34 protein-coding genes are annotated in these 21,845 nt (G+C 40.9%); 22 read left to right on the top strand and 12 right to left on the bottom strand.

The annotated features are described in order from the left end of the window. Nucleotides 1–2 precede the first annotated feature (2 nt). The 3 genes from GJB62_RS34420 (at nucleotide 3) to GJB62_RS34410 (ending at nucleotide 3,482) form a co-directional block, all read left to right on the top strand. Entirely contained in the window at nucleotides 3–1,925 is a 1,923-nt protein-coding gene (locus GJB62_RS34420) for a 3'-5' exonuclease (protein WP_258551466.1), read from the top strand. 107 nt (nucleotides 1,926–2,032) lie between these two features. Further along, a complete protein-coding gene (locus GJB62_RS34415) occupies nucleotides 2,033–2,614 on the top strand; it encodes a GNAT family N-acetyltransferase (RefSeq protein ID WP_114084180.1) in 582 nt (193 codons plus the stop codon). 385 nt (nucleotides 2,615–2,999) lie between these two features. Beyond that, the gene (locus GJB62_RS34410; RefSeq protein WP_114084181.1) at nucleotides 3,000–3,482 is read left to right on the top strand and encodes a hypothetical protein; all 483 of its coding nucleotides are present in this window, start codon (nucleotides 3,000–3,002) and stop codon (nucleotides 3,480–3,482) included. Nucleotides 3,483–3,581: 99 nt separating this feature from the next. Here GJB62_RS34410 and GJB62_RS34405 read toward each other — a convergent pair whose 3' ends face one another. After that, nucleotides 3,582–3,923: a hypothetical protein gene (locus GJB62_RS34405; RefSeq protein ID WP_114084182.1), complete on the bottom strand. Its 342-nt coding sequence runs from the start codon at nucleotides 3,921–3,923 to the stop codon at nucleotides 3,582–3,584. Between the two features lie 4 nt (nucleotides 3,924–3,927). Continuing rightward, a complete protein-coding gene (locus GJB62_RS34400; RefSeq protein ID WP_114084183.1) occupies nucleotides 3,928–5,013 on the bottom strand; it encodes a DUF3696 domain-containing protein in 1,086 nt (361 codons plus the stop codon). Between the two features lie 185 nt (nucleotides 5,014–5,198). On the opposite strand from GJB62_RS34400, the gene GJB62_RS34395 reads away from it, so the two are divergent. Further along, nucleotides 5,199–5,378, top strand: coding sequence for a hypothetical protein (locus tag GJB62_RS34395; RefSeq protein ID WP_114084184.1), 180 nt, complete (start codon nucleotides 5,199–5,201; stop codon nucleotides 5,376–5,378). Here GJB62_RS34395 and GJB62_RS34390 read toward each other — a convergent pair. From GJB62_RS34390 to GJB62_RS34375, 4 genes are read right to left on the bottom strand one after another with little or no spacing between them, the layout of a single operon-like run. Next, complete coding sequence (locus GJB62_RS34390) at nucleotides 5,375–5,767, bottom strand: hypothetical protein (protein WP_167756045.1); 393 nt, start codon at nucleotides 5,765–5,767, stop codon at nucleotides 5,375–5,377. The genes GJB62_RS34395 and GJB62_RS34390 overlap by 4 nt on opposite strands. 4 nt (nucleotides 5,768–5,771) lie before the next feature. Beyond that, the gene (locus GJB62_RS34385; protein ID WP_114084186.1) at nucleotides 5,772–6,071 is read right to left on the bottom strand and encodes a hypothetical protein; all 300 of its coding nucleotides are present in this window, start codon (nucleotides 6,069–6,071) and stop codon (nucleotides 5,772–5,774) included. Beyond that, nucleotides 6,046–6,285, bottom strand: a complete 240-nt coding sequence (locus tag GJB62_RS34380) for a hypothetical protein (protein ID WP_114084187.1) — start codon at nucleotides 6,283–6,285, stop codon at nucleotides 6,046–6,048. The genes GJB62_RS34385 and GJB62_RS34380 overlap by 26 nt, the downstream gene beginning before the upstream one ends. A gap of 36 nt (nucleotides 6,286–6,321) precedes the next feature. Further along, a complete protein-coding gene (locus GJB62_RS34375) occupies nucleotides 6,322–7,362 on the bottom strand; it encodes an HNH endonuclease domain-containing protein (protein WP_114084188.1) in 1,041 nt (346 codons plus the stop codon). A 138-nt stretch (nucleotides 7,363–7,500) separates the two neighbouring features. Here GJB62_RS34375 and GJB62_RS34370 point away from each other — a divergent pair, with 138 nt between their 5' ends. The 14 genes from GJB62_RS34370 (at nucleotide 7,501) to GJB62_RS34310 (ending at nucleotide 14,262) form a co-directional block, all read left to right on the top strand. Continuing rightward, entirely contained in the window at nucleotides 7,501–7,941 is a 441-nt protein-coding gene (locus GJB62_RS34370; protein ID WP_114084189.1) for a hypothetical protein, read from the top strand. Between the two features lie 52 nt (nucleotides 7,942–7,993). Next, a complete protein-coding gene (locus GJB62_RS34365; RefSeq protein ID WP_114084190.1) occupies nucleotides 7,994–8,944 on the top strand; it encodes an HNH endonuclease in 951 nt (316 codons plus the stop codon). Then, a complete protein-coding gene (locus tag GJB62_RS34360) occupies nucleotides 8,941–9,801 on the top strand; it encodes a hypothetical protein (RefSeq protein WP_114084191.1) in 861 nt (286 codons plus the stop codon). The genes GJB62_RS34365 and GJB62_RS34360 overlap by 4 nt, the downstream gene beginning before the upstream one ends. Then, nucleotides 9,798–10,292 (top strand): DUF262 domain-containing protein, encoded by a 495-nt coding sequence (locus tag GJB62_RS34355; RefSeq protein ID WP_114084192.1) that lies wholly within the window; start codon nucleotides 9,798–9,800, stop codon nucleotides 10,290–10,292. The genes GJB62_RS34360 and GJB62_RS34355 overlap by 4 nt, the downstream gene beginning before the upstream one ends. A gap of 9 nt (nucleotides 10,293–10,301) precedes the next feature. Further along, nucleotides 10,302–10,592, top strand: coding sequence for a hypothetical protein (locus tag GJB62_RS34350; protein WP_114084193.1), 291 nt, complete (start codon nucleotides 10,302–10,304; stop codon nucleotides 10,590–10,592). 172 nt (nucleotides 10,593–10,764) lie between these two features. Beyond that, nucleotides 10,765–10,989, top strand: coding sequence for a helix-turn-helix transcriptional regulator (locus GJB62_RS34345; RefSeq protein ID WP_245246327.1), 225 nt, complete (start codon nucleotides 10,765–10,767; stop codon nucleotides 10,987–10,989). Further along, nucleotides 10,982–11,524: a GIY-YIG nuclease family protein gene (locus tag GJB62_RS34340; protein WP_114084195.1), complete on the top strand. Its 543-nt coding sequence runs from the start codon at nucleotides 10,982–10,984 to the stop codon at nucleotides 11,522–11,524. Before GJB62_RS34345 ends, GJB62_RS34340 begins: the two co-directional genes overlap by 8 nt. Continuing rightward, a complete protein-coding gene (locus GJB62_RS34335; protein ID WP_147262554.1) occupies nucleotides 11,521–11,910 on the top strand; it encodes a hypothetical protein in 390 nt (129 codons plus the stop codon). The genes GJB62_RS34340 and GJB62_RS34335 overlap by 4 nt, the downstream gene beginning before the upstream one ends. Before the next feature lie 42 nt (nucleotides 11,911–11,952). Further along, a complete protein-coding gene (locus GJB62_RS38140) occupies nucleotides 11,953–12,075 on the top strand; it encodes a hypothetical protein (RefSeq protein WP_258551467.1) in 123 nt (40 codons plus the stop codon). A gap of 99 nt (nucleotides 12,076–12,174) precedes the next feature. Then, on the top strand, nucleotides 12,175–12,621 hold the full coding sequence (locus tag GJB62_RS34330; RefSeq protein WP_114084197.1) for a hypothetical protein: 447 nt from the start codon (nucleotides 12,175–12,177) through the stop codon (nucleotides 12,619–12,621). Nucleotides 12,622–12,657: 36 nt separating this feature from the next. Continuing rightward, entirely contained in the window at nucleotides 12,658–12,927 is a 270-nt protein-coding gene (locus GJB62_RS34325) for a hypothetical protein (protein ID WP_181852905.1), read from the top strand. 22 nt (nucleotides 12,928–12,949) lie between these two features. Beyond that, nucleotides 12,950–13,420, top strand: coding sequence for a hypothetical protein (locus tag GJB62_RS34320; protein ID WP_114084199.1), 471 nt, complete (start codon nucleotides 12,950–12,952; stop codon nucleotides 13,418–13,420). 4 nt (nucleotides 13,421–13,424) lie between these two features. Next, on the top strand, nucleotides 13,425–13,721 hold the full coding sequence (locus GJB62_RS34315; protein ID WP_114084200.1) for a hypothetical protein: 297 nt from the start codon (nucleotides 13,425–13,427) through the stop codon (nucleotides 13,719–13,721). 40 nt (nucleotides 13,722–13,761) lie between these two features. Next, a complete protein-coding gene (locus GJB62_RS34310) occupies nucleotides 13,762–14,262 on the top strand; it encodes a hypothetical protein (RefSeq protein WP_228039008.1) in 501 nt (166 codons plus the stop codon). 171 nt (nucleotides 14,263–14,433) lie between these two features. Here the strand turns inward: GJB62_RS34310 and GJB62_RS34305 are convergent, their stop codons facing one another. The 3 genes from GJB62_RS34305 to GJB62_RS34295 form a co-directional block, all read right to left on the bottom strand. Further along, the gene (locus GJB62_RS34305) at nucleotides 14,434–14,886 is read right to left on the bottom strand and encodes an Hsp20/alpha crystallin family protein (RefSeq protein WP_114084202.1); all 453 of its coding nucleotides are present in this window, start codon (nucleotides 14,884–14,886) and stop codon (nucleotides 14,434–14,436) included. Nucleotides 14,887–15,227: 341 nt separating this feature from the next. Continuing rightward, on the bottom strand, nucleotides 15,228–15,431 hold the full coding sequence (locus GJB62_RS34300; protein WP_114084203.1) for a hypothetical protein: 204 nt from the start codon (nucleotides 15,429–15,431) through the stop codon (nucleotides 15,228–15,230). A gap of 20 nt (nucleotides 15,432–15,451) precedes the next feature. Next, a complete protein-coding gene (locus GJB62_RS34295) occupies nucleotides 15,452–15,937 on the bottom strand; it encodes a GIY-YIG nuclease family protein (RefSeq protein ID WP_114084209.1) in 486 nt (161 codons plus the stop codon). 252 nt (nucleotides 15,938–16,189) lie between these two features. Here GJB62_RS34295 and GJB62_RS34290 point away from each other — a divergent pair, with 252 nt between their 5' ends. Next, entirely contained in the window at nucleotides 16,190–16,732 is a 543-nt protein-coding gene (locus tag GJB62_RS34290) for a hypothetical protein (protein WP_114084204.1), read from the top strand. A 560-nt stretch (nucleotides 16,733–17,292) separates the two neighbouring features. Here the strand turns inward: GJB62_RS34290 and GJB62_RS34285 are convergent. Both GJB62_RS34285 and GJB62_RS34275 read right to left on the bottom strand, forming a co-directional pair. Next, complete coding sequence (locus tag GJB62_RS34285; RefSeq protein WP_159402684.1) at nucleotides 17,293–17,454, bottom strand: hypothetical protein; 162 nt, start codon at nucleotides 17,452–17,454, stop codon at nucleotides 17,293–17,295. Nucleotides 17,455–19,565: 2,111 nt separating this feature from the next. Then, nucleotides 19,566–19,742 (bottom strand): hypothetical protein, encoded by a 177-nt coding sequence (locus GJB62_RS34275; RefSeq protein ID WP_159402682.1) that lies wholly within the window; start codon nucleotides 19,740–19,742, stop codon nucleotides 19,566–19,568. Nucleotides 19,743–20,236: 494 nt separating this feature from the next. Between GJB62_RS34275 and GJB62_RS34270 the strand changes: the two genes are divergently transcribed. From GJB62_RS34270 to GJB62_RS34260, 3 genes are all read left to right on the top strand, one after another. Continuing rightward, nucleotides 20,237–20,668: a hypothetical protein gene (locus GJB62_RS34270; RefSeq protein WP_114081115.1), complete on the top strand. Its 432-nt coding sequence runs from the start codon at nucleotides 20,237–20,239 to the stop codon at nucleotides 20,666–20,668. Continuing rightward, nucleotides 20,655–20,849, top strand: a complete 195-nt coding sequence (locus tag GJB62_RS34265) for a hypothetical protein (protein WP_114081116.1) — start codon at nucleotides 20,655–20,657, stop codon at nucleotides 20,847–20,849. Before GJB62_RS34270 ends, GJB62_RS34265 begins: the two co-directional genes overlap by 14 nt. A 132-nt stretch (nucleotides 20,850–20,981) precedes the next feature. Continuing rightward, the gene (locus tag GJB62_RS34260; protein ID WP_159402680.1) at nucleotides 20,982–21,125 is read left to right on the top strand and encodes a hypothetical protein; all 144 of its coding nucleotides are present in this window, start codon (nucleotides 20,982–20,984) and stop codon (nucleotides 21,123–21,125) included. Between the two features lie 232 nt (nucleotides 21,126–21,357). Here GJB62_RS34260 and GJB62_RS34255 read toward each other — a convergent pair whose 3' ends face one another. After that, entirely contained in the window at nucleotides 21,358–21,591 is a 234-nt protein-coding gene (locus tag GJB62_RS34255; RefSeq protein WP_147262466.1) for a hypothetical protein, read from the bottom strand. Between the last annotated feature and the right edge of the window lie 254 nt (nucleotides 21,592–21,845).

Below are 21,845 nucleotides of genomic sequence, written 5' to 3'. Positions count from 1 at the left end.
CGATGCCTACGGCGGCAAGCTACGCACCCCTTAAAAAACCATATAAACATCTACCATTTATGGCTACTCTAATTCCCTCATTTAATAGCTGCTCAATGCGGATGACCTCTGGCGAGAGGAGGTTAGCGCAGCGCTTAGAGGAAAAATTAGAGAATGATTATCTGCTGTGGTATGACGTGCCAGTAGGTAAAAAGCAATTGCACCCAGACTTTATCGTGCTGCATCCCAGCCGGGGCTTATTTATTCTGGAGGTGAAAGACTGGAAACTCGACACTATTAAGAGTATCAATCCCTCCACAGTCACAATAATTACTGAGAATGGGGTCAAGGAAGTCCAACACCCACTACAACAAGCAAGAGATTATGCCCTAGCAGTCAACAAGATGCTAGAAAAAGACCCCGCCCTGGTGCAGCAGGAAGGTAATTATCAAGGTAAACTGGTCATTCCCTATGGTTATGGGGTCGTGTTCACCAACATCACCCGCAAAGCATTCAATGAAAGTGAACTAACAGCAGTATTTGAGAAACATTTAGTGATCTGCAAAGATGAAATGCTCCCAAGCACAGATGCAGGCGAATTTCAGCAGCGAATTTGGGATTTATCGGCATATCAATTTGGCAAGACACTCACCAGCAGCCAAATAGATAGAATCCGTTGGCATATCTTCCCAGAATTACGGATTACTTCCAAGATTGAGTTTGACACCGCGGCCACTGAAGAATCGCCGCAGTTGCAAATCCCCGACATTCTCAAAATTATGGACTTGCAGCAAGAGCAACTGGCACGAAGTTTAGGTGATGGACATCGGGTAATTCATGGTGTGGCTGGTTCCGGCAAAACCATGATTTTAGCCTACCGTTGCCAGCACCTTGCTCAAGTCAGTAATAAAGCAATTTTGGTGCTATGCTTCAACGTCTCTCTTGCTGCCAAACTCCGGCAGGTGGTTCAAGAAGACCCGCACAAAATCAGTCGCATTAAAGTACGACATTTTCATGGCTGGTGTATGGATTTACTAAAAAAATACAACATTCCTAGACCCGACTCTAGAGATTATCAAGGTGAAGCTTATATAGAAGAACTAGTTCAAAGAGTAATTACTGCCGTTGATGCTAAATTGATACCGGCTGGCACTTATGGCGCTGTAATGCTCGACGAGGGCCACGACTTTAAACCAGAGTGGCTCAAATTAATTGCCCAGATGGTCAATCCCGAAACCAATTCTTTGCTTATCCTCTACGACGATGCCCAAAACCTTTACGGTGAACAACGCACTAAGAAATTTAGCTTTAAGAGCGTGGGTATTCAGGCACAGGGACGCACAACTATTTTTAAACTCAACTACCGCAACACGGCTCAAGTATTGGGGGTGGCGTATGAATTTGCTAAAGAAGTGATGACTCCTACCACCGGGGATGATGACCAAGTGGTATTGGTAGAACCGACTAGTGCAGGACGACAAGGCCCCAAACCAGACCTGATCCGTTTACCCAGTTTTAAACACGAGGTAGATTACCTAGCAGGGCGAGTGCAACAATTACACGAGCGAGATATCCCCTGGAACGAAATAGCAATTATCTATCGCTCCAACTTTATGGGCGAAAACATTTACAACAGTTTCCAACAAGCCCAAATCCCAATAGAGTGGGTAAATGCCAATAGTGACAGCCGCAACTATCACCCAGCCGAACAAAGCATCAAACTCATAACCATGTACTCATCTAAAGGGTTAGAGTTCCCAGTGGTGCTTATTCCTGGTATTGGTTATATACCTGACCAGTACGGACACGGTACACCAGAAGAAGAAGCTCGACTATTGTATGTGGCGATGACACGGGCGATTGAGCAGTTGATTATGACTTGCGATCGCTCCTCACAATTCACCAGCCGTTTGGAGACAGTATTAGGTAAAGTAGCAGTAATTTGATTGTGTTTATCCTTCATTCAAGCAAGGAAATTAAGCAATTGGGTATCACCGTGCCAAAGGCCCCAACCCCAAATAAGCGAAATCAGAAATATACGTTTTTTAGGTCTATGAACACCAGCATTTACACAGCCGAGCAGCCAACTCTCCAGACACAAAGACTTGTCATGAGAGCCTTCACCCTTGCAGATGCACCTGAAGTACAATGCTTGGCTGGTGTAAAAGAAATTGCCGCTATGACCTTAACTATTCCCCATCCTTACCAAGACGGTATGGCCCAAGAGTGGATTAAAACCCATCAAAAAGCCTTCAAAGAGGGAAAATCTGTGAACTTAGCGATTGTGCTGCGTGATATTGGTGTGTTGTGTGGTGCGATCAGCTTGCAAATCAACCTTGAACATAACCATGCCGAGTTGGGCTATTGGATAGGAAAACCCTATTGGGGGCAAGGCTACTGTACAGAAGCGGCAAAAGAAATATTGCGATATGGCTTTGAGGTATTGGGGCTCCACCGCATTCATGCCCGACACTTTTCTCATAACCCCGCATCAGGACAAGTTATGCAAAAAATTGGTATGGTTTACGAGGGTTGTCGCCGTCAACACAAATTTAGATGGAACGAATACGTAGATATTGTGGACTACGGGATTCTCAAAAGCGACTGGCAGACGAATTATTTAACAGGTTCTTAGAGGAAACTGCAAGTGGTCGCAGGCTGTTGGTGGGTACGCCATACCATCTTTACTATGTGTTTTTTAGTACATTACTAACCAGTTGTAGTGAAGCGATGACCGAGCGCTGTGGGTTGGCTGCTGAGTTCTACAGCGTTGGGTCAACAACTGGCGATTTGTGACTGTTCTGTTCTATCGATATCTCATTTAAACGGCAATTTAGAGAGTTGTGATGCCAAATTGCCAGAAGCTTTGAACATAGCGGTGTAACTTCAACTTTTTCTTAGAGGAAAGCCCAAAGAGTGTAGGCGCAGCCCTTAAAGTAAACATCGCCACCTCACAACCCCAAATCCTGCTAAAATCCCTGTATCAAATATACTAATTAGTATCAAATATACCAACTACCATGTCTGGCAAAGGATTTGGGCAACCCCAACCCACTAAAATCGATAAACTTGTTGAATCTGCGGTGCGTTGTTGCTACAAGCGACAGCCAGAAGCCTTAGACCAAATTTTTGACAATCTGCCTGTTAAGCTCAACAAGCAAGTCTTAGATGGTACGGTTGCAGCTTTAAAAAAAGACATTGATAGCCTCAGTTGGCTGTGTGGTTACTTTGCATCCGAAATTAACAGCACTGAGGACAACCAGAAGCCTCGCCATTCTATTGTAGAACTTAGCAAATTGCTCATGACATCAGGGATGGAACCTTTCGGTGATTTTGCCCCTTACCCCGGTTGTCGCATTGTTATACTCAACAACGATAAATTTGAAGCGCTGCCGCCTAGAGTGCAAGCAGCAGTCAAAGAAGCCTTTGATGTGGTAGAAACTAGTGGGGAAGAGGCACAAAGGATAAATGAGGCGCTGCTACGTGAGTTAGAAGTGTCGTAAATGACATAGTATAACTGCGGACGAGCGCAGGTATCGCTACACACATTTACGTCTTTATTGATATTAGGCGTTAATATGCATCTCTATTTCTTAAATATATTAGTTGGATTGGAATATTGTGATAACAGTATCATGCCAAATAGTAATTTCTTGAATAGTCTGATTGATTTTATCTGTATCACTACTGATTGTTTCTAAATTCAATAGACAATTCACTAAGAATCTAACTAAATAAGTCAATTTCAAAGCATCATCAAATGCTAGATTTGGCATAATCTTTTCAATAAGATATATTGATTCTTTAATGATATTTTCTATTCTTAGGTTTTGACCTTCTTGTAATAAAGATTGTATTGTTTGTAAATTGTTAACTAAATTATCTAAATTTGCTTTAGCTTCTTGTCTAAGCAAAATTGTTTGTGTTTGTGTAATATCGTTCATAAAGTTATATTTTTGCAGGTTCTAATAAAACTGTTAAACTGTTTTCCCATTCATCGAAGAACCCATCAGGCCATCGGTCAATTCTGCCGTCTTTATTAATGCGTGGCGACACAACTTTAATAAAAGCTTGACCTTGGTTTTCTTGACGTTGAAAGTAATGCAATTGCACATCTTCTGACTCAATGTTACCACCATGCACAGCAAGACGAATGCCGTTTAAAATCTGGTCGCTATGAGTTTCTACCACCACTTGAACGCCACAGTTAGCAGCCAGCGCTAACAGCTTACCCAGCTTTGTTTGTGCTTGGGGGTGGAGTCCAGTTTCTGGGTGTTCAATCAGAATTAATGCACCCGGACTGGATGCTAGGATTGCCACGATAATTGGTAAAACGTAGGTAATGCCGTATCCAATAGGGTCACTAAATTTCAAGTTAACCAAATCCATATCTAGATGTGCGTCAACTTGGATGCGTAGACCAGAACTTATTTCTCCCATCCATGCTTCAACTTGGTCTAGCAAATTTGTTGATTTTGCTTGCGGGTGAGCGAGTTGAGCAATAGGGATTGGTTGATTACCGTAGGTATAAATAAAATGTGCTACATATTCGCCAAGCGCCCCAATTTGTCTAAGTTCTCGCCTTTGGTAATTTAAGATTCCTGATGCAGTTGTTGCACGTTCTGATTGAAGGTGATGAAATTCTTTACTGAAAATGCTTGAATGATAAACATCGGCATCAACAGATTTGAATCCAATCTCTAAAACATCAGCTTCTCTCTCTAATGAGTTGTAGTTAAAGTGCCATATTCCTTTAGTTTCATTTTTAAAAATAAGCTCAAATCCAACATAGTCTTCTTTTGCATTTTCATATAAAGCATCCTTAGCTGTGCCAATATTTCCCAAGTTCCCATTGAGCAATAAGCCAGTGTTTTGTAGTAAATTTTGCTGGTAAGATTGATGCAGCAGCGATAGTGCTTGCAATACAGAGGATTTACCAGTGCTATTATAACCAGAGAGTAAGGTAAGCGATTTGAATTCAACTAATTGATTCTCAAATGCTTTAAAATTTAGCAGCCGTAATGAGCTAATCATTATAGTTAAAATATAGATTTTATTCAATTTTATTATAATTTGTTTATCTCAAGCGTTTTTGTAAGAATATTGTTGTTGAGCAAATCACCTGTAGATGACAAAATCTTAAATATGTTTTGTTATTTACATTTTTGATAATTAATCAAAAATCCTAGCAGTTTATCAAGATTGAATTGTAATTATAGATGGCATCTGAAAATTTTAAAGAACTTGTTAATGTTGCAATCCAAGTAGCGACCAGAAGAAATAAAAGAATGGCAGTCTTCAAGCTTGATAACACTTATTATATAGTTGATGCTAGGGAATGGGAAAATGGCTGTGCGTATGGGCAATATATCATAACGGTAGAACCTGGGCAAAATTAAGCATCAGGTGTTTCATATTGCTGAAATTTTTTCCAATCAAACTCAAGAGTCAGTATTTCAAATAGTGTTGGTGACAACACATCTAACTCTATAGGTTCACCAGTGTAGGTGACATCTGGAAAGTCTTGAGGATGAAAGATTCCGTGAGGAATACCATCTCCTTTAAGCCACATATTAGCTCGATAATCGATGCGTTCTCCACTTGGTAAATCAATCCAGAAATGCGGCTCAATGTGTTGATGATGTTGAGTCAAAACCCCAAACATCGGTTGATGCTCAATGCTATGATTAGTTAGTATAGTGTGACAGATGCGGGTCATGCCATCACATTCAGTTTGAGAAGAATCATAGGGGTTAAGGAGTTGTTTAATTATTTCCCTTTGTGTCACTTTATTACTCCTCAATTAGTTCCAACCCAGTCTCTCTAGCCACCCGTTGAGCTACAGATTCTTTAAAGGGGCGAGGATTAGCTTGCAACCACTGAGAAAATTCATGTATTAAAATCTCGTTATAACTATCAAGATGTTCCTCTAACCAATCTGCTTGTAATTCAAAACCAAGGTCTTGAAGGGTGATGATAACGCAGGCATAATTGAACATATTGCACAAGCTGCTAGCCCTAACCTCAGCCAATGCTTCCATTAAAAGCGGAGGGCGATCGCTCAAGTTACTCAATAATGTTTCCTTCGTCATCCCGCCTCACTTCCACCACCTTAACGTCAAAACTTTCCCACTCCTGAACAGTAAACCCTTCTGTGGTTTCCTCTGGATACCGCCGTGCCATTTCTTGCCATGCAGCTTCTTCGTTGATTGCCCAGATGTAATGCCCCTGGCGTTCTCTAATGTCATTACGCCCAGTGCAGTCATGAGCATAAAGGGCATTACGGGTGCAGCGATATTCGCGCATATTTTTTTTTGGAAACCAGACGTTGCACCTGCTATTTTAGAACGTTACTGGATATTCAAACTTTGATTTCCAGCCATCATTACTTCCAGTTCCTGTAAATCTTTGTGCTGTATTGTATATGGACTGCAAAAAATAGTGCCGTTTTTCTTCCGTGTTGCCCGTTTGTTGAATAAGTGTTTCGCGTAGAGGATGGTTGCTGGTAATCAAAAATTCGTTGCGATTGTGCAGGCGTTCTAAATATTTGGTGTCAGGGAGCCTATCAAATTTTCCCCCTTCGCCTCGGTTACATTCTGTAGATGACAGCACCAAATTCCATACACCATCGATATTTGGTATAAATTCGTTCAAAGAGTGAGGAAAGAAATGGTCTACATCGGTTAGGTTTTTAGAACCTGCCTCAATCGAAATATCTGCAAATGAGTAAAAGCACTTACCTTTTTGATAGCCGTTGAGGGCATCCCGGCATGAGGTAATATCTACCCGCCGCTTGCCTTCGCCAAATGTAAATAGCAACTGTTGGGCTGAGTCGTAGTTTACAGTTAGGAGATTGCGTGAAATATCTAAATCCCAAGCAGTTTCTACAAGTTGCCACCTTGCATCTACTTCCGGCAATAAGTTATGAAATTGCTCAGTTTCTAATAACTTAAATAATTCATCCTTAACAATAATCTCTTTGCGATTCCTGGGCTTGTGGTAAAAGCTTACGGGTACTTGTCCAGATCCAACATTGTGGAACGCACCCAACACCACATCAAATCCTTTGTTCCTCGTTATCTCAAGCAATTCGTCTTTTGCGATCGCACCCGCCTTAAACTGTCGGCACGCCTCAATAAAAGGATACGGGCGGTCAGTTTTTTGATGTTGCGTATCACACTTCTGTATGTGTTCAACTACATAACGTGAATACGGTTCTGCTAACTCTTCCAAGGTGATAGTACTTTTACCCTGCGGTGCTAATTCCAACAATGACTTTGCCAACGCAAATTTATAACACGCAACGTTTTTACCAAACAATATAATTGCCCGCCAGTAATCCTCTAACTTCGGGTCAATCGCCAAAAACTTTGACTCGCTCATTGTATTTTTAGATACTCATTACTTTCGGGAACAGCCTAGCTTATGAGTAACTAAATACACCTCGGTTGCATTACGGTTAACAGTATTAGTCAGCTAATATTTGCTGTAGAATATGCGGGTTGTAGCTGCACGCTAATCATGACTCATCGGTATCCATTCAGCACAATTCACCCAGCCGTATATTACGGTCAGCGTGTAGGGGTTTACTTCAACCTGCATTACCACGTCTTTTCACTCAAGTCAGGAGGAAAAAGCGGGTCGCTGCTAACTCATGCTGGGGTGTGTCAACTAACCGATGCGGTGTTTGAGGTTGAGCGCAAGGGACGAGAACGTGCGATCGCTCAAGGTCGTAAAAATGTCCACGCCTATGTTGTGGGTATTTTGCAGTCGTTAGGGTGGGAGCAGCTGAGTGATGAGGCAGTGCGATCGCTCATAGGATTAGGCTACCAGCGAGTGACATATAACTTGCATCCCGACCACCCACTGTTTTATTGCAAAGATGTAATGCCTTATACACCAATAACTACTGCTAAAGCGGTTATTTTAAACAATAAAATTGCTCTAGCTCTAGTTGAGTAAATCAGTAAGAATTTATGGCAGATGGCAAACGACCTATACAGTTATGTGAATAATGACGAAAAATCTCGCCTACTACGTCAATAAGTTTGCCAATCTCAGGGTATCCCGTTCTAGTGGAGTTGCACCGAATAAACCTATTTTGCTGCTATCAATTATCGAGATGATCAGCCAGGGGGAGATTAGGCGAAACCAAATTCCTTTATCGGCTGAACTCATCGCCACATTTCTTAAACTTTGGAGTCAACTAGAGCCAGTACGCAAACCAAATATTGGGCAACCGTTTTTTTACCTTAGAAGCGATGGCTTTTGGCATTTCCAACCCAATCTCGGATTTGAATTAACGGTTACATCTAAAGCAAAAATTGTTACTCCTGGGGCTATTCGGCAGGCAGTTGAGTACGCCTACCTCGATGATGAACTCTGGTCACTGCTGCAAAATCCCCAAGACAGGACTGTACTGACTCATGTTTTGATTAACTCCTGGTTTAACGAGCGTACACAGGATATAGAGCCACTACTACAAGTAAACGCCTTTGCTGAACTACAAGACCAGTTGCAACGCTCTGGCGGTAAGGTCTACCAACCAGAGGAATTAGAAGATGAACAAGCTGTAATTGTGCGAGATGGGGCTTTTCGTAAAATCGTTGTCTCAACTTACAACCAACGCTGCGCGTTTTGCGGGTTACAGATACTCGATTCACTTGGTCAAAACATTGTGGACGGGTCACACATCAAACCATTCTCCCAGTTCTACGACGACCGCATTGATAACGGGTTGTCACTGTGCAAAAATCATCACTGGGCATTTGACCGCTTTTGGTTCACCATCAACGACGATTACACCATTATTGTTGCTGACAACTTGCGGGAAGACTCGCCCAACGCTAGACCAATGCGGGAATTTAGGGGCGATCGCATTATCTTACCCACCAAGGAGCAGTATTATCCTAGACAGGATTCTCTACAATGGCATCGTGAAGAGTTTTCGAGGCGTGCTGCATGAGCAAAAAACCTAGAGGTTGGTTTAATGAAATTGTTATTCGTCCCGTTGTTCATGTAGACGGTTACGAAAGCTATGAGAAAATGTGCGGTATTGTTGCTGATGCGTATTTTTCTGCTACCGAAAAATTATTGCTTTCATCACTCAGAAGCAACCCCAAGGATTCAAGGTATATTAGCCTTTACACACTTTTGAAAGTAGGGCAAGCCAAATGCCCTGCTTACTGGGTAAATAATGATTTGTTGAGCGCATTGATGCAATCAAATTTAGATGTTGAAGTTGAAAATTTGCAATGGGCAATGAAAACAGGATTTTTTATGCTGCCCAAGGGTATAGTTTTTTCCCCAGAAAAACGTAGTATTGATGCAATTTTTTGGCATTATGATACATCTGATGACTTGCTTTATTGGGCTGCAATCGATGGAGATAGTGTTTTCTGCCGCAGATTCAAAGTTAGTGATAATCTAAAAAAGTTCAGATATACTGATGTTACAGATTTTAGTCCGCAGGTAGTTGTAGAATTTAATGAATATTTGCACTCAATTTTACTACGATTGATTTTGATTATGGAGTGCCGCCCTGAACTTGTAGATACAACAAGCGAACTAGTTAGGGTGAATAGGGGTTTTGGCAAAGCGCAAGCGCAAGATTTTTATCAACCACTTTGGCTAGGACTTGGATATCGATTCAAACGTGAAGGGACGCAAAGCAGTGAAGGTAGTAGCGGTACACATGGTACTAAGAGCGTTCATTGGCGCAGAGGATTCTTACGCAATCAGCCTTACGGAGAAGGCAGACAGCAAAGAAAACTAGTTTGGATTGAGCCAGTTTTAGTAATGGGTGGAAAAGAATCATCATGATGACAGACGATGAAATTAATGCCAAATATGAATCTGCTCAAGACAGATTAATTCAAGAAATTGACAGAATAAAACTACCAGCCTTAGTTGAAAAAATTAGGTCTAATCCTAATTACATGGTGATTGATAATGAGAGTCAATCTGTTGGGAATTGGAATAATGTAAAAAAATCCAAGCTAATGGAATCTTTTATTATTAATTTCCCTGTAATGCCAATTGTTCTCTATGAAAGGTCAGATCATACACACGAAGTTATTGATGGCAAACAGAGGTTAAAAGCAATTGTCGATTTTTACACTAATCAATTAGTTTTGAGCGGATTAGAAGTTAAGACAGAACTAAATGGATGCACTTATGCTACTCTTCCATATCATGCCAAGAAAGTGCTTAATCACCGTTCTCTATCTTTGATAACTATTATGCCTTCAGAGGATGCCAGCCCCGAAGAAATAGCAAAAATCATAGAAATTATTGCAGAACGCCTTAATTAAAGGGCTGCGATGCCTACGGCGATAAATACGCATTATCCTACCCAACAAAAACAGTATTATTCCAAGAAAGGGAGAGTTGATACAAAAGTTATGTACACGGCTTACCCCTATGTAATCAAAAATGATAACGGTGCATACCTGCAAAAGGATGCAACGATGTCAAGCCCCATCTGGGGCAATATCAACACCGCAATGCACATCCACCACTACATCGGTGCAGTCACGATTCAAGAAGTAACAGGCGGTTCGGTCTACCAACTCAACCGCGATCGCCATGAATACAATTTTGTCAGCTTGTGAATTGTAAGCCTGTAAATAACCCAAAAACCACCGTTAGTTAATGATTGCCACTTTGAGTTTCTTTGCAACATTTATATAACTTTACAAGTATTACTTATAAAGTAACTCTTAATAAGTTATAATAAAAATAAAATTGGTTATTTAAAAAGTAATTTTGGTGGAATATGTCTTAATGCGAGTCACTTTCAGTAAAGAGTTTACAGATTTAGGTAAGCGGATAAAAAAATATAGGCAAGCATCAAAGAAGTCTCTTGCGGAACTAGCGGCTGAAGCTGGAATCAGCGTTCCTCACTGGAATCGGATTGAAAACGAGAAAGTTCAAGAATTGCCATTTGATACATTGCAAGGAATTGAAAAAGCTTTAGGTAGTGATTTAGGGGTACACTTTAATGATTGACTTATCAACTATTAATCCTTTAAGTTTGCCTTCTATTGCGCTTGAACAATGTCGGAAATTACCAGATTACCCAGGTATCTATTTTGTTTTATCTGCAAGCGATGACATTCTTTATATTGGTTGCTCAATAAACTTGCAAGAGCGATGGATAGTACATCACCGATACCAGCAGTTTCAGGAAATAGGTAATGTCCGAATATCCTGGTTACAAGTTATAGATGCCAGTCAATTGAATGTGATTGAGCAAGAGTTGATTAGTTATTTTAATCCTCTCTTGAATAAGCGTCGTATTTTAAAAGATGGTAAAACCAGTCAGCACAAATGGAATGATGCTAATCAAGAAAGTATAAAAAAAGCACAGTTAGCCTACAATAAAAAGCGTCCTATTTGGTCATTTCGTCCTGCACCTGCAATTCTAGAATGGCTAGAAAAAGAGCGATTGAAAGATAAAAATGGCAATTTAGAAAGTAATGGAGTACTTCTAAATCGTCAACTAAAAAAGCTTATGGAACTAGAAAGTAAATTGTATCAATGATGAAAAAACTTGAGCTGCAACGTATCGAAGCAGGTGAATATCTTACTCCTGATGGCAGGTTTTATATCCGCAATACTTACTACTCCAACGGAATACCCGGACGGAGTAATACTAGTAAAGGATGGTTGATTGAAGATAAAAGCGGGCTTACACCGTTTCACAACGGTTATCACAGAACTAACATCAAACGTGTGGATACGCTGACCGAGGCAAAGGAAATTATTGCTTTGGTTATGGATTGCGATCGCAAAGAGAAAATATTACGTGATACCGGATGGCGTAAGCAAGAAAACTGTCAACCTCCGGGTTTGTGTTGGCTATCTCCCTACACCGACAAGTTGTTAACCCAAAGTGAAGCACTGTTGGAACTGAGTTTGATGTCGTGACCAATAATCCTACTAATTGACACTAAAATTAAGGACTGCTATATGAAAAATTTTGTTGTAAAAGTATCAAGGAAAGAATATTTCGAGATAGAGGTGACTGCTGAAAATAAGGATGAGGCAGTACAATCTGCATTGTCTGGAGAACCACCTGATTGGAAAGTTTAAAGTGTAGAAGAGGTAGTAGATGAAGAAGAAGAAGTTAAAAAAAATGAGTTAATCTGACATAATTACAACTTCTCAAATAAATATTTACAATTTTAATTGATGAACACATTAGAACTAAAACCAGGGGATAAAGTAGGAATTTTTTACTATGACAGTGTGCGTATAGGTACTAAAGCTGAAATAGATGTAATTGAACGCATTTCCCCAACTGGACAAGTAACTCTCTCTAATGGAAAGCGCTATACATCCGATGGCAAAGAAATTGGTGCTGTAGAACCTAGTTACCTTTGGACTCTAGATAAAATACAACCAATCTTAGAAAAAATTGAAACTCTTGAGCGGCAGAAGGAAGCAGAACGACAGGCTTATTTAGCATCACCTGAAGGTAGGAGAAAACAAGCAGTGAATGATACTGTCAAAGCTGCGATCGCTGCACTTAATCAATACGGCTGGTATGCTGATGTTGATGGTCACATGGATGTGATGGAGTCCGAAATTGAGCAAGTTATCACAAAATATGTCAGCGAACATGAGCCAACTAACTAAATTAAGTTTCTTATGCTTAAAAATAAGATTCTATAATTGGCTGAAGAATGGGGGTATATTCTGGTTTACTCCGACTATTCTAGAAAAGCTCGGAGTAATGTTTGGATGCTAAAAGTACCAACAACAACTTTCAAAAATCGTCCTGAGTTAACCAGAACTTTAAAAGTCTTAGAAGACAATGATTTAGAACAACTGTTAGATAAAACTAAAAAATATTTTGCAGGCAGTGAATCTCCTATAAAAGTAATCCTTCGTGATAAAAAATGCTCTGGCAGTGAAAATGACAAAGAACTATTTACCATCTAAATAATACTAAAAACTTTGACTGATGTACTACGGATATCGCTGTTATACCAAAGAAGATAAGCCTTTAGGTTGGCTATACACATTTAGCTGTGATACTGAATATGCTTTTACCAATACAGATTTACATTGGTGCAAGCGCTGGAAGACTGAACGGGGTGCAAAAAAACATTTTGATAATTACAACAACCGATGGCAGTTCAAAAGTCAAGGAGGCTATCTCAAAATTGAAGTTATGCCAGAGTTTTCTGAATCCAAGTCGTCTGCTAAGTCTAATCAGCAGCGATGGAATGAAGCCAATCGTGATGCACTTTACCAAGCTCAAAAAAATTATAATCAGAAGCGTCCTATAATGTCATTTCGTCCAAAAGCCAAACTGTTGGAATGGCTGGATGAGGAACGCGAAACTGATGACGATGGTGAACTAGAAACTGATGCAGCGCTGTTGAATCGAAAGTTAGAAAAACTAAAGAATTTAGAGCAACAAGGATTTTAAGACAGTGAAAGCAGAAGATTTAAAAAATTTAATTATTAGTATTATTCAAGAAAAGCCTAGATTTTTTGACCATGTTTGTACTAAAGATATCAAAGCTCTACTATTAGAACATTATAATATTTCTGTGACTGAGAAAATGATTATTAAAGTGATGATGCAAGTAGTAGAAGAGGGGGTAGGTAAATTTGGTGGCGATGGTTACGAGTGTGGGGATGGTAGTACACTAACATGGGCTGATGAACACGCAGTAGCTGGGTCAAAACTGACAGGAGTTCATAAGTATTGGTGGTTTAATATTTAGTTAACTTTAATTAAATGAATCTTAAATAAAGAATTTAATAATGAATAATCTAGACCGTCTTTTGACGATATTAAAAGAACAAGCAGACTTGATTGATCAACTTAACACACGTTCTAACTTTCAATACAAAAGTACACAACGATTAGTTTTAGAACATGGACAGCCTTTTGTAACAAAGGTCAAATCACCATTTAAAGGTGAACTTAAAGCTTGCTTTGAAAACTGCTTAAAAGGATTGTTGAGGTATCCAAACCTAAACTACTGTGAAGGCTTTGCTATTAGTGAGGATATTGATATAGCTGTATCCCATGCTTGGCTGATCAATAATGATGGAGAATTAATTGATCCAACTTGGATAGGTGAGCGGTTTAAAGGTAGTGCTTATTTTGGAGTAGTCTTCACCGATGATTTTGTAAGGGAAATAGCCCAAAAGACTAAATGCTATGGAATCCTAGATAACGATTTCATGAATGAACACCAGCTATTACGAGAAGGATTTCCACCTCACGCACTACTTACTGAGGCGATAGACGCTCAATGATTAGTGCGTAGGCGCAGCCCGCCGTTAGGCATCGCCCCCACACCATTCTTAGAGGAAAACCAACAGCGTAGGCATAGCCCGTCGTAGACATCGCATACAAAAGAGCTTGGTCATCTCAGAACCAAGCTCTTAGCTATCTCAATCAATCATTGGAGGTAGAGAAGTTTCAGACTATGCAGCAGATTGTTCAAGATTAACCTTGACGACTTTGTTCTTTTCTTGCTCAGTTTTTGGCAGTGTCAAATTCAAAATGCCGTCTTTATAATCTGCGGTGACATTGGTGTTTTGAACCTTAGCAGATAGTGGAATTACACGTTGGAATTTACCATAGTAGAATTCACTTCTTGTAGTGCCATTGTTTTCGGTTTTAGTTTGGGACTTGCGCTCGCCACTAATGTGAACAGCGTCTTGGGTGACTTGAATATCTAAGTCTTTAGCTTCCAATCCTGGCAGTTCTAGTTTGAGATGGATCGCATCATCATTTTCTTGCAATTCAGCCGCCGGAACTTTGATAAAATCTCTGTCAAACTGTGCAGATGGGACTCTGGTATCTCCAAATAAGCCGTTGATGTGACGTTCTAAAGCGTTCAAGTCTTGCCAGGGGTTGTAACGAACTAGTGCCATAACTCTTTCTCGGAAAAATTCAGCTATTGTTTAATCGTTTTTGCACTTGGGTTTGTGCTTATGTATTTATAATAAGTATGCTTAAAACTCCTGTAAATTCGGTTCTCATCACCTCATACAAGGATGATTACCGCACTAAAGTAGACCTAAAATAAGATTACGGTTTACTCGATTTTTGCGGTTCGGTAAATCAGAATAAGAACTATTAATGTCACTAATAATCAACTAATAAATCTGCTGTTGAAGGGGATAGTACAGTTAGGCATTGCTTATATTTCCAAAACAACAATCACACTCGCTTTACTCGCTTCGCCATCGCACTCTTCAATAAGCATTTCGATTTAGTCATCAGGAAACTGCCAAGATGAAATACTTTCTACATCTTTGCTACTGCATTTAATACAAGTAACATCAAATGCTGAATCCATCCACTCATAATCGCAAGCACGACAATGACAGAAAATATTATTACGGTTGGCATTTTTTATACCCTGATGCCATTGCTGTAGTTGGTCAGGATTTTGAAAAGGTAAATTATCAGACATTTTAATCACCACGAAACACCCTACTTAAACGGCTGCCCCCACCGCTCCCAATTTTCCTTGTTGAACGGCGATCGCCACTTTTGAATCAGGCTCAACTCTAGCGCCTGCCGTGCGCGTCGTTCAACTGGAGCATCCCACCAAAAACCAATATTAACTGCCGTCTCTATCTGATAGCGATAATGTAAGTCTCGGTAACTGCTGATGTAATCTTTACAGCCATGAGTCCCACGCCAGCGTTTGTTACTACGACAGGTTTCGCCAATATAAAGTAATAGGGAAGCAGCACTATCAATCACAAAATACAAAGCTGCTTGACCAAAATCATCTGGCATCCGGTAAAAAGCCATTGGTTGTAAATGTAGCGTAAACGGATCAATCCGGTCTGGGTCGCAGTGGTTGGGTGCAATGTCGAATAATGTCGCCTGCTGCACTGGCTTGGTTTCCCTCACTCGTTGCTGATAGTCCAAAATTTGTGTTTTCCACTTCAGCAGGGCATCAGCACTCATCACCAGCGCCTCTGCTCTATGTGCTGGTGTGGGTTTCACTTCTGGAAATAGGTTTAGTTGATTGGGTTCCAAGGGTATTACGGGAGCGTGCCGACTAGCTGATTATCCCCCAAAACTGAATCGAGTAAACCTGTTAACGGGTTTTGGCGATTCGCAGAGATTAAAGAGTTACGGCAAAGCAATAACCAGTTAGAACAAGTTAATAACCAATTAGAAACAACTAACCAACAACTACAACAGGAGAAAACTGCAATGTCAGCCACACATCTTCCCCAAACAGTTACCCTCAATATCACTGAGTTAGATTCTTGGCTAGAGAAAAAAGTTATTGAGGTAGTGAACAAGGTAACTCACGGGGGAGCAATAGCACCTGCTACTACTGCCACACCTGCCAAGGTAACACCCATCAAAGAAGAGATTGACTGGCAAGCCAAGACTGATGCTGAGGTCTGGGGAAGTAAAGCAACCTTAGCAGCTGTAGAAAAAATCCGCAGGTCTTATCAGGCAATTTGTTTGTATAACGATACTGTGGCAACTGGGGAGGGCGATCGCTTGGCAGTGACTAACCAAGCACTCAGGGATTTATCGGGCTGTAATGGCTTGGTGATACGCGATTGGATTGAGCAACACAAAGACGAAATAATCAGCCATAACGCGAAATTCGGCATGGAGAACAAGAAAGACCCCAGTAACCCTGCCAGCTATGCCAACAAGGGCAAGGACACAGATAAAATTCTCTTGCTGATAAATGAAGAATTTCTAAGTGGTGAAGGCTTTAAGTCAGGGAGGAATTAAAGTTATTTTCCCCTTACAAACTAATTACATAATCACCACTAAGTTTATGTAATTAGTGGATTTTAAATAACAAAATTGTATGCCAAACTACATTTGCTTCAGACTATGCCTAGACTAAGCTTGGACTAAGCCTAGACTAAGCCTAGACTAAGCACAGGGAATCAGTTTTTCAAGAAAGCAAGTTTCCTAAACTAAGCTTGGACTAAGCCTAGACTAAGCCACAACTTAGCGCTCTTAATCACTATTTTTTGCTGTCAACAATTCTTCGATTAGAGAATAAAATAAACGTACCCACTACGCTTATTTTGGGTAACTTCAATTTCAGCCATTTTTGCATGGCTTTTGAAGCGAAAAAATGAAAATTTGGGATAAAAAATTATTTTAGCAGTGTTAGGTGGGATGGTTGACGCGATTGCAATCAGCTAAAATTGACTACAAAAGAACGACAAAAGAACGACAAAAGCAGATCAAGTTTCACAGATGGAATGACAACGCCCATTCACCCAATCCCTAATCTCCAATGTCTAATAGGGCCGCCAGGGGAGTAGAGCGTAGCATGACTACGGGCATCGCCTCTTCCTCAACATCCAATGCCCAATGGCGAATGCGGTCGAGCTAGAGGGGTGAGAGTCAGCAGTGGGGGAATAGGAGCCGATGGCGATCGCTTCGGGAATTAAGCATAGGTCGAAGAAGGTGGTTCGGCTAGCAAGAACCGCAGGCATCGCGGCCATTCATTGTCTAAGGCATTCTTCTAACTACTGCCGGGAGTAAAATCAAGAGCGGTGGCTTTAAGGTCTGAAGGGGTTCGGTTATGCGATCGCGCTGTTGTCATGCCAAGCTTGCGGCTTATTTTGTAGTCGTGGGCTTAGACCCGCCGAAGTTTGTTAAAGAAACAAAATCCACAAAAAAAATTACCCCTGTTTTTGACCCTTTTTTTGTCTATCTAATTGATAATTACTCTCAATATTAACCGCCCAAACCGTGATTATTGACACATTTATCAAGAAATATTACAGTTTTGCCACTAGTTTCTTGATTCGACTAAATTCGTGCGTCTGATAGAAAATCTCGAAAAAACATCCATTTTCCCAATCCTCACCAACTACATTCAACATCTCCCAATATCTATCCAACATCTCCCAATTCTCTAATTTGTTTCTTACCTTTTTAGCCCTTGAACATCATCCACTCACAAAATTCTCATTAGCTCAAAAATTCCCAATAAATCCGAACAGTTCCCAATACTTATAAGAAGTCTCCCATTTGCTCCCAATAATTGGTAAATTATCGGGAAATTCGCTTAAAAGCTTTTAAGCTCTGTAATCCATCTTTTTCTGACGCACAGTACGCCATATTTGGCGGAAAGTTTTTGAGAGTCAAAATTGAAAAGCAGAAGCATAAGCAACAGCCATCAAAAAAGACTACTGAATAACTACATAAGCACGACAAAAGCCACCGATGAATTCACCCCTCTTTTCACAAACGTATTACGGGGGGGGTAAGAGGGGTGGAGAGAGGAAATGTCCAAGGCAATTGAATAAATTGAGCCGAAATAAATTCAGGGCAATTACTTCATACGAACGACTTGCGGGGTGAGGCACAAGTCTGCTTTGAACTTGTCCCCCAATTAGAACCACAATTAAGAAGCCAAATTCTGATCAATAAACCCCAGGCTTATTGATCAGAAATAATACAGACTTGTTGCAAACGTACTTCAAAAAACTGCTCAATCGAGTAATTGCTTGAGCAAGTAAATCTGTAATTTCAACTGTGAGACAGAGTAAATCACAGCAGTCTTTAGAGTGTTGCTGTCAGCACCAATGCGCTTTATGACAAAAGGCCCCCAACACATCCATCCTTAAAGTACTCAAAACAATTTTAGTCAAACCTCTGCCCGACATTCGACGCTCTCGCTCTCGTAAAAATTGCAGCAACTGGCCATCGCTACTGTCGTGACTGCGCTTAATCGAAAGCACTTCTAAATTAGGTTGCTCTATGTCCTGTATTCCTACCGAATTTAAGAAGATTGTGTGTAAGCCATCGTGTTGATTGATACCAAATTTCGATGACTGTCAAAATGCGCCGTAAACTACCCCTAGTATCCCTCTACTGTACCAAATGACTGTCAAACGACAGTCATTGTCCAAAAACCCGATGACTGTCAAACGACTGTCGTTATGTACACTAAAGGTGCTTTTGGGCGTATTTTGACAGTAGGCAGTAAGCGCGATTTCTCCCCCAAAAGTGGATTTCGGGCATTTGTATAAGTGATACCATACTCACTATGGTTTCATGCCCTGCGGGTGGCTGCGCCATCTCTCGCTGCGCTCGTGACATGAAACCGCCGTTCGCTTGGAGAGGTTTTTGAGTACTACACTTACACTGCATTTGTAGCATAAATCTTTGATGTCGCCACTAACAATTCTCAGAATTGAGAAACTAAAAACATTCGGCAATGTTGCCGCAAGTGATGACCATGTTACCAGGAATAGAGAAACACCCAACGCAGATCCAACTAGAGATAATAGACGGTTGATTGAGGGAGAAGACTCACGCGACTGTTAGCAGCGATCGCTCTCGTAACGGGCGGTTACGCCATGTATATAGAGGGCATGACTAGTGGTATCAGAATTTGATACAAAATACGGCTATTCTCAGTGGTGACTACCAAAAACCGTATAAAAACCAGCATTGCCAAGCTAGTACAAAAATGAAGTGGTTGCCCGTAGCCAAGAATTGAGATTGGGGATTTGGGTTTTGGTAGTCATGGTCTGGTAGTCATAATAGATTTGGTAGTCATGATGATTAATATCTATTTATATAGAGGGCGTGACTACGGTATCAGAACTTGATACAAAATGCCGCTCTTCTCAGTGGTGACTACCAATTTTGTATAAAAGCCAGCATTGGCAAAGCAGTACAAAATTGAGATGGTGGCGCGGTTATGCCAGTGGGGAGACGCGGCAACGCCGCCGTCGGGTAGGCAACGCAGTTGCCAGTCAAATATCAAATATAAGGTGAGATTTAATAACTTAAGTCTTGAAACATGAAAAGATAGTCAGATAAGGAAAGCGCTGAGTCAGCAGCGCAGTTAGGAAATTGGTAGGTTTAATACAATAATGCTAATATGCTGGCACTAACTGTATAGACTGATCAAAAAGCGAGGTTAACAGCGATCTCTTCTATCGTTGTTAACCTCGCTTTTTCACCCTTGTATTTGCGTAACTTGCGTCCAAAGGCATCGCGATCGCAGTTCACCTCCTAGCCAATACTCACAACCTGTTATCAATCTCAAAACTAGTTAGTAAAAATGTCTAACCGGATAGATGCAATATAGAGCGTAGCTGCCAGTTCTACGCACTTGGGGAAATTGCCAGCCGTCTTAGAGATGCTCTCGCGCTCGGTAGGCGATGCCTTTGGCGGGTGTAGCCATCGCGGACACCGCTTCGCAGTTAAAGTAGTTATGTCTTAAAATTTTCAATAGGCATAACTCTTGTAACTGCCATGACAGACCGCATCGACCAAATCATAGAGAAGCTTCAACAATTAAAGGAAATCAGGCAGCATCTGGTCAATGAACCAATGTCTGAATCTGGGGTCTGGATTCATCAGTATGAGGTACGCAAAAAATATAAAAAAGATGGTGAAATCTACTGGTATGTATACGCAAAATGGCAAGCTAATGAGCCAATTTTCAAGAGGAACCCAAAAGCTAGGCTAAAAGGGATTGTGAAGCGCGGCAAGAACCCAGAGTATACCTGCCACCAACACATAGGCAGAGTAGGCAGTAGCACTGGGTTAGGAACCGATCCAGAGGTAACAGAAGCATATCGTGAATGGGAAAATCGCAAGCAATTGGATGCGATCGATAAAGCCTTGGAAGAGATAGAGAACGCGCTCATCGGAGTTATGCCAGAAAACAATGATAAGGCATAATTATTTGAAAGGATTTGGTGTGATGCCCCGTGCCCATCACCCAATGCCCAACGCCCAATGCCCAATGCTCACTACTCTAAAAATAGATTGGAGGTTATGGGGTTTTGGTGGTCATGGTCTGGTAGTCATGATGATTAATATCTATATATATAGAGAGCGTGACTACGGTATCAGAACTTGATACAAAATTCGGCTATTTTCAGTGGTGACTACCAAAAATTGTATAAAAGGAAGCATAGCCAAACTAGTACAGCCGCCCAATGCCAATCGCGGATAGGAGACGCGGCAACGCCGCCGTCGTTAGGCGACGCAGTTGCCAGTCCAAGGCTACTCACTGGGAAGAATCGCTAGCAGTCCTTGGGATGGTCAACGCCAGGGTCAACAGTTAAAGAAGCGATCGAGATGCGATCGCCACGGGACAAGCTCAACTAACCATAGAAATCATCAAGGTCATTAAGCAATTTCTCATTAACAAATCAATGGATGAGGATTCAGGTATTGGCTGTGAGGGAGATGAACAAACCATCATAAGTCTACAACCTGTTATCTTGTTTTTTCTTAAAAGTATAACAAGATGAAGCGATTTCACTAGTGATTGAGATAGCGATGGCGTGCCCGTCTACTATAGGTGATAGCCTACTTAAGCATCTGTGGGGAAAATGAACAAATTATTATAAATCTGCAACTTGTTATATTTTTCTTGCAAAAACTATAACAGGATGATCGGCTTTCCGCAAGGATTGAGATAGTGATGGCGTAACCGCCCGATGGAAGCGATCGCCAACCCATAGCACGAGACGCGGCAAAGCCGCCGTCGCTCGGCAACGCAGTTGCCAGTCCATAATCCCAGAGCAATCGATACTTGCGGCTTCCTTACGTACCAAGGGAACGCAAGCTGTTAGGAATGAGTAATCTGTTAACATATTCTGGACGTTCTAACTGGTTATGGTGTCCTGGAGATAACTTAACAGTTACGCGAGAATACTGTTATATTCTGAAGGCGACGAAATAACCAATCGCTAAAACATAGTCATAGAAAGACTTTCAGACGCTGACTAAGCCTAACAGCTTGGTGCAGACATGAACTGGTTATAGAATTTAGGCAATGCAGATATCAAATGTTCTAACCAGTTAATGCAGACATATATCTCTACTTGTCTGTTAATTTAAATTAACA

It is taken from the genome of Nostoc sp. ATCC 53789, assembly GCF_009873495.1.
GTDB classification, from domain to species: Bacteria; Cyanobacteriota; Cyanobacteriia; order Cyanobacteriales; family Nostocaceae; genus Nostoc; species Nostoc muscorum_A.
Note: the sequence above shows the minus strand (reverse complement) of the source record. Positions and strands in the feature narration are given on the sequence as shown.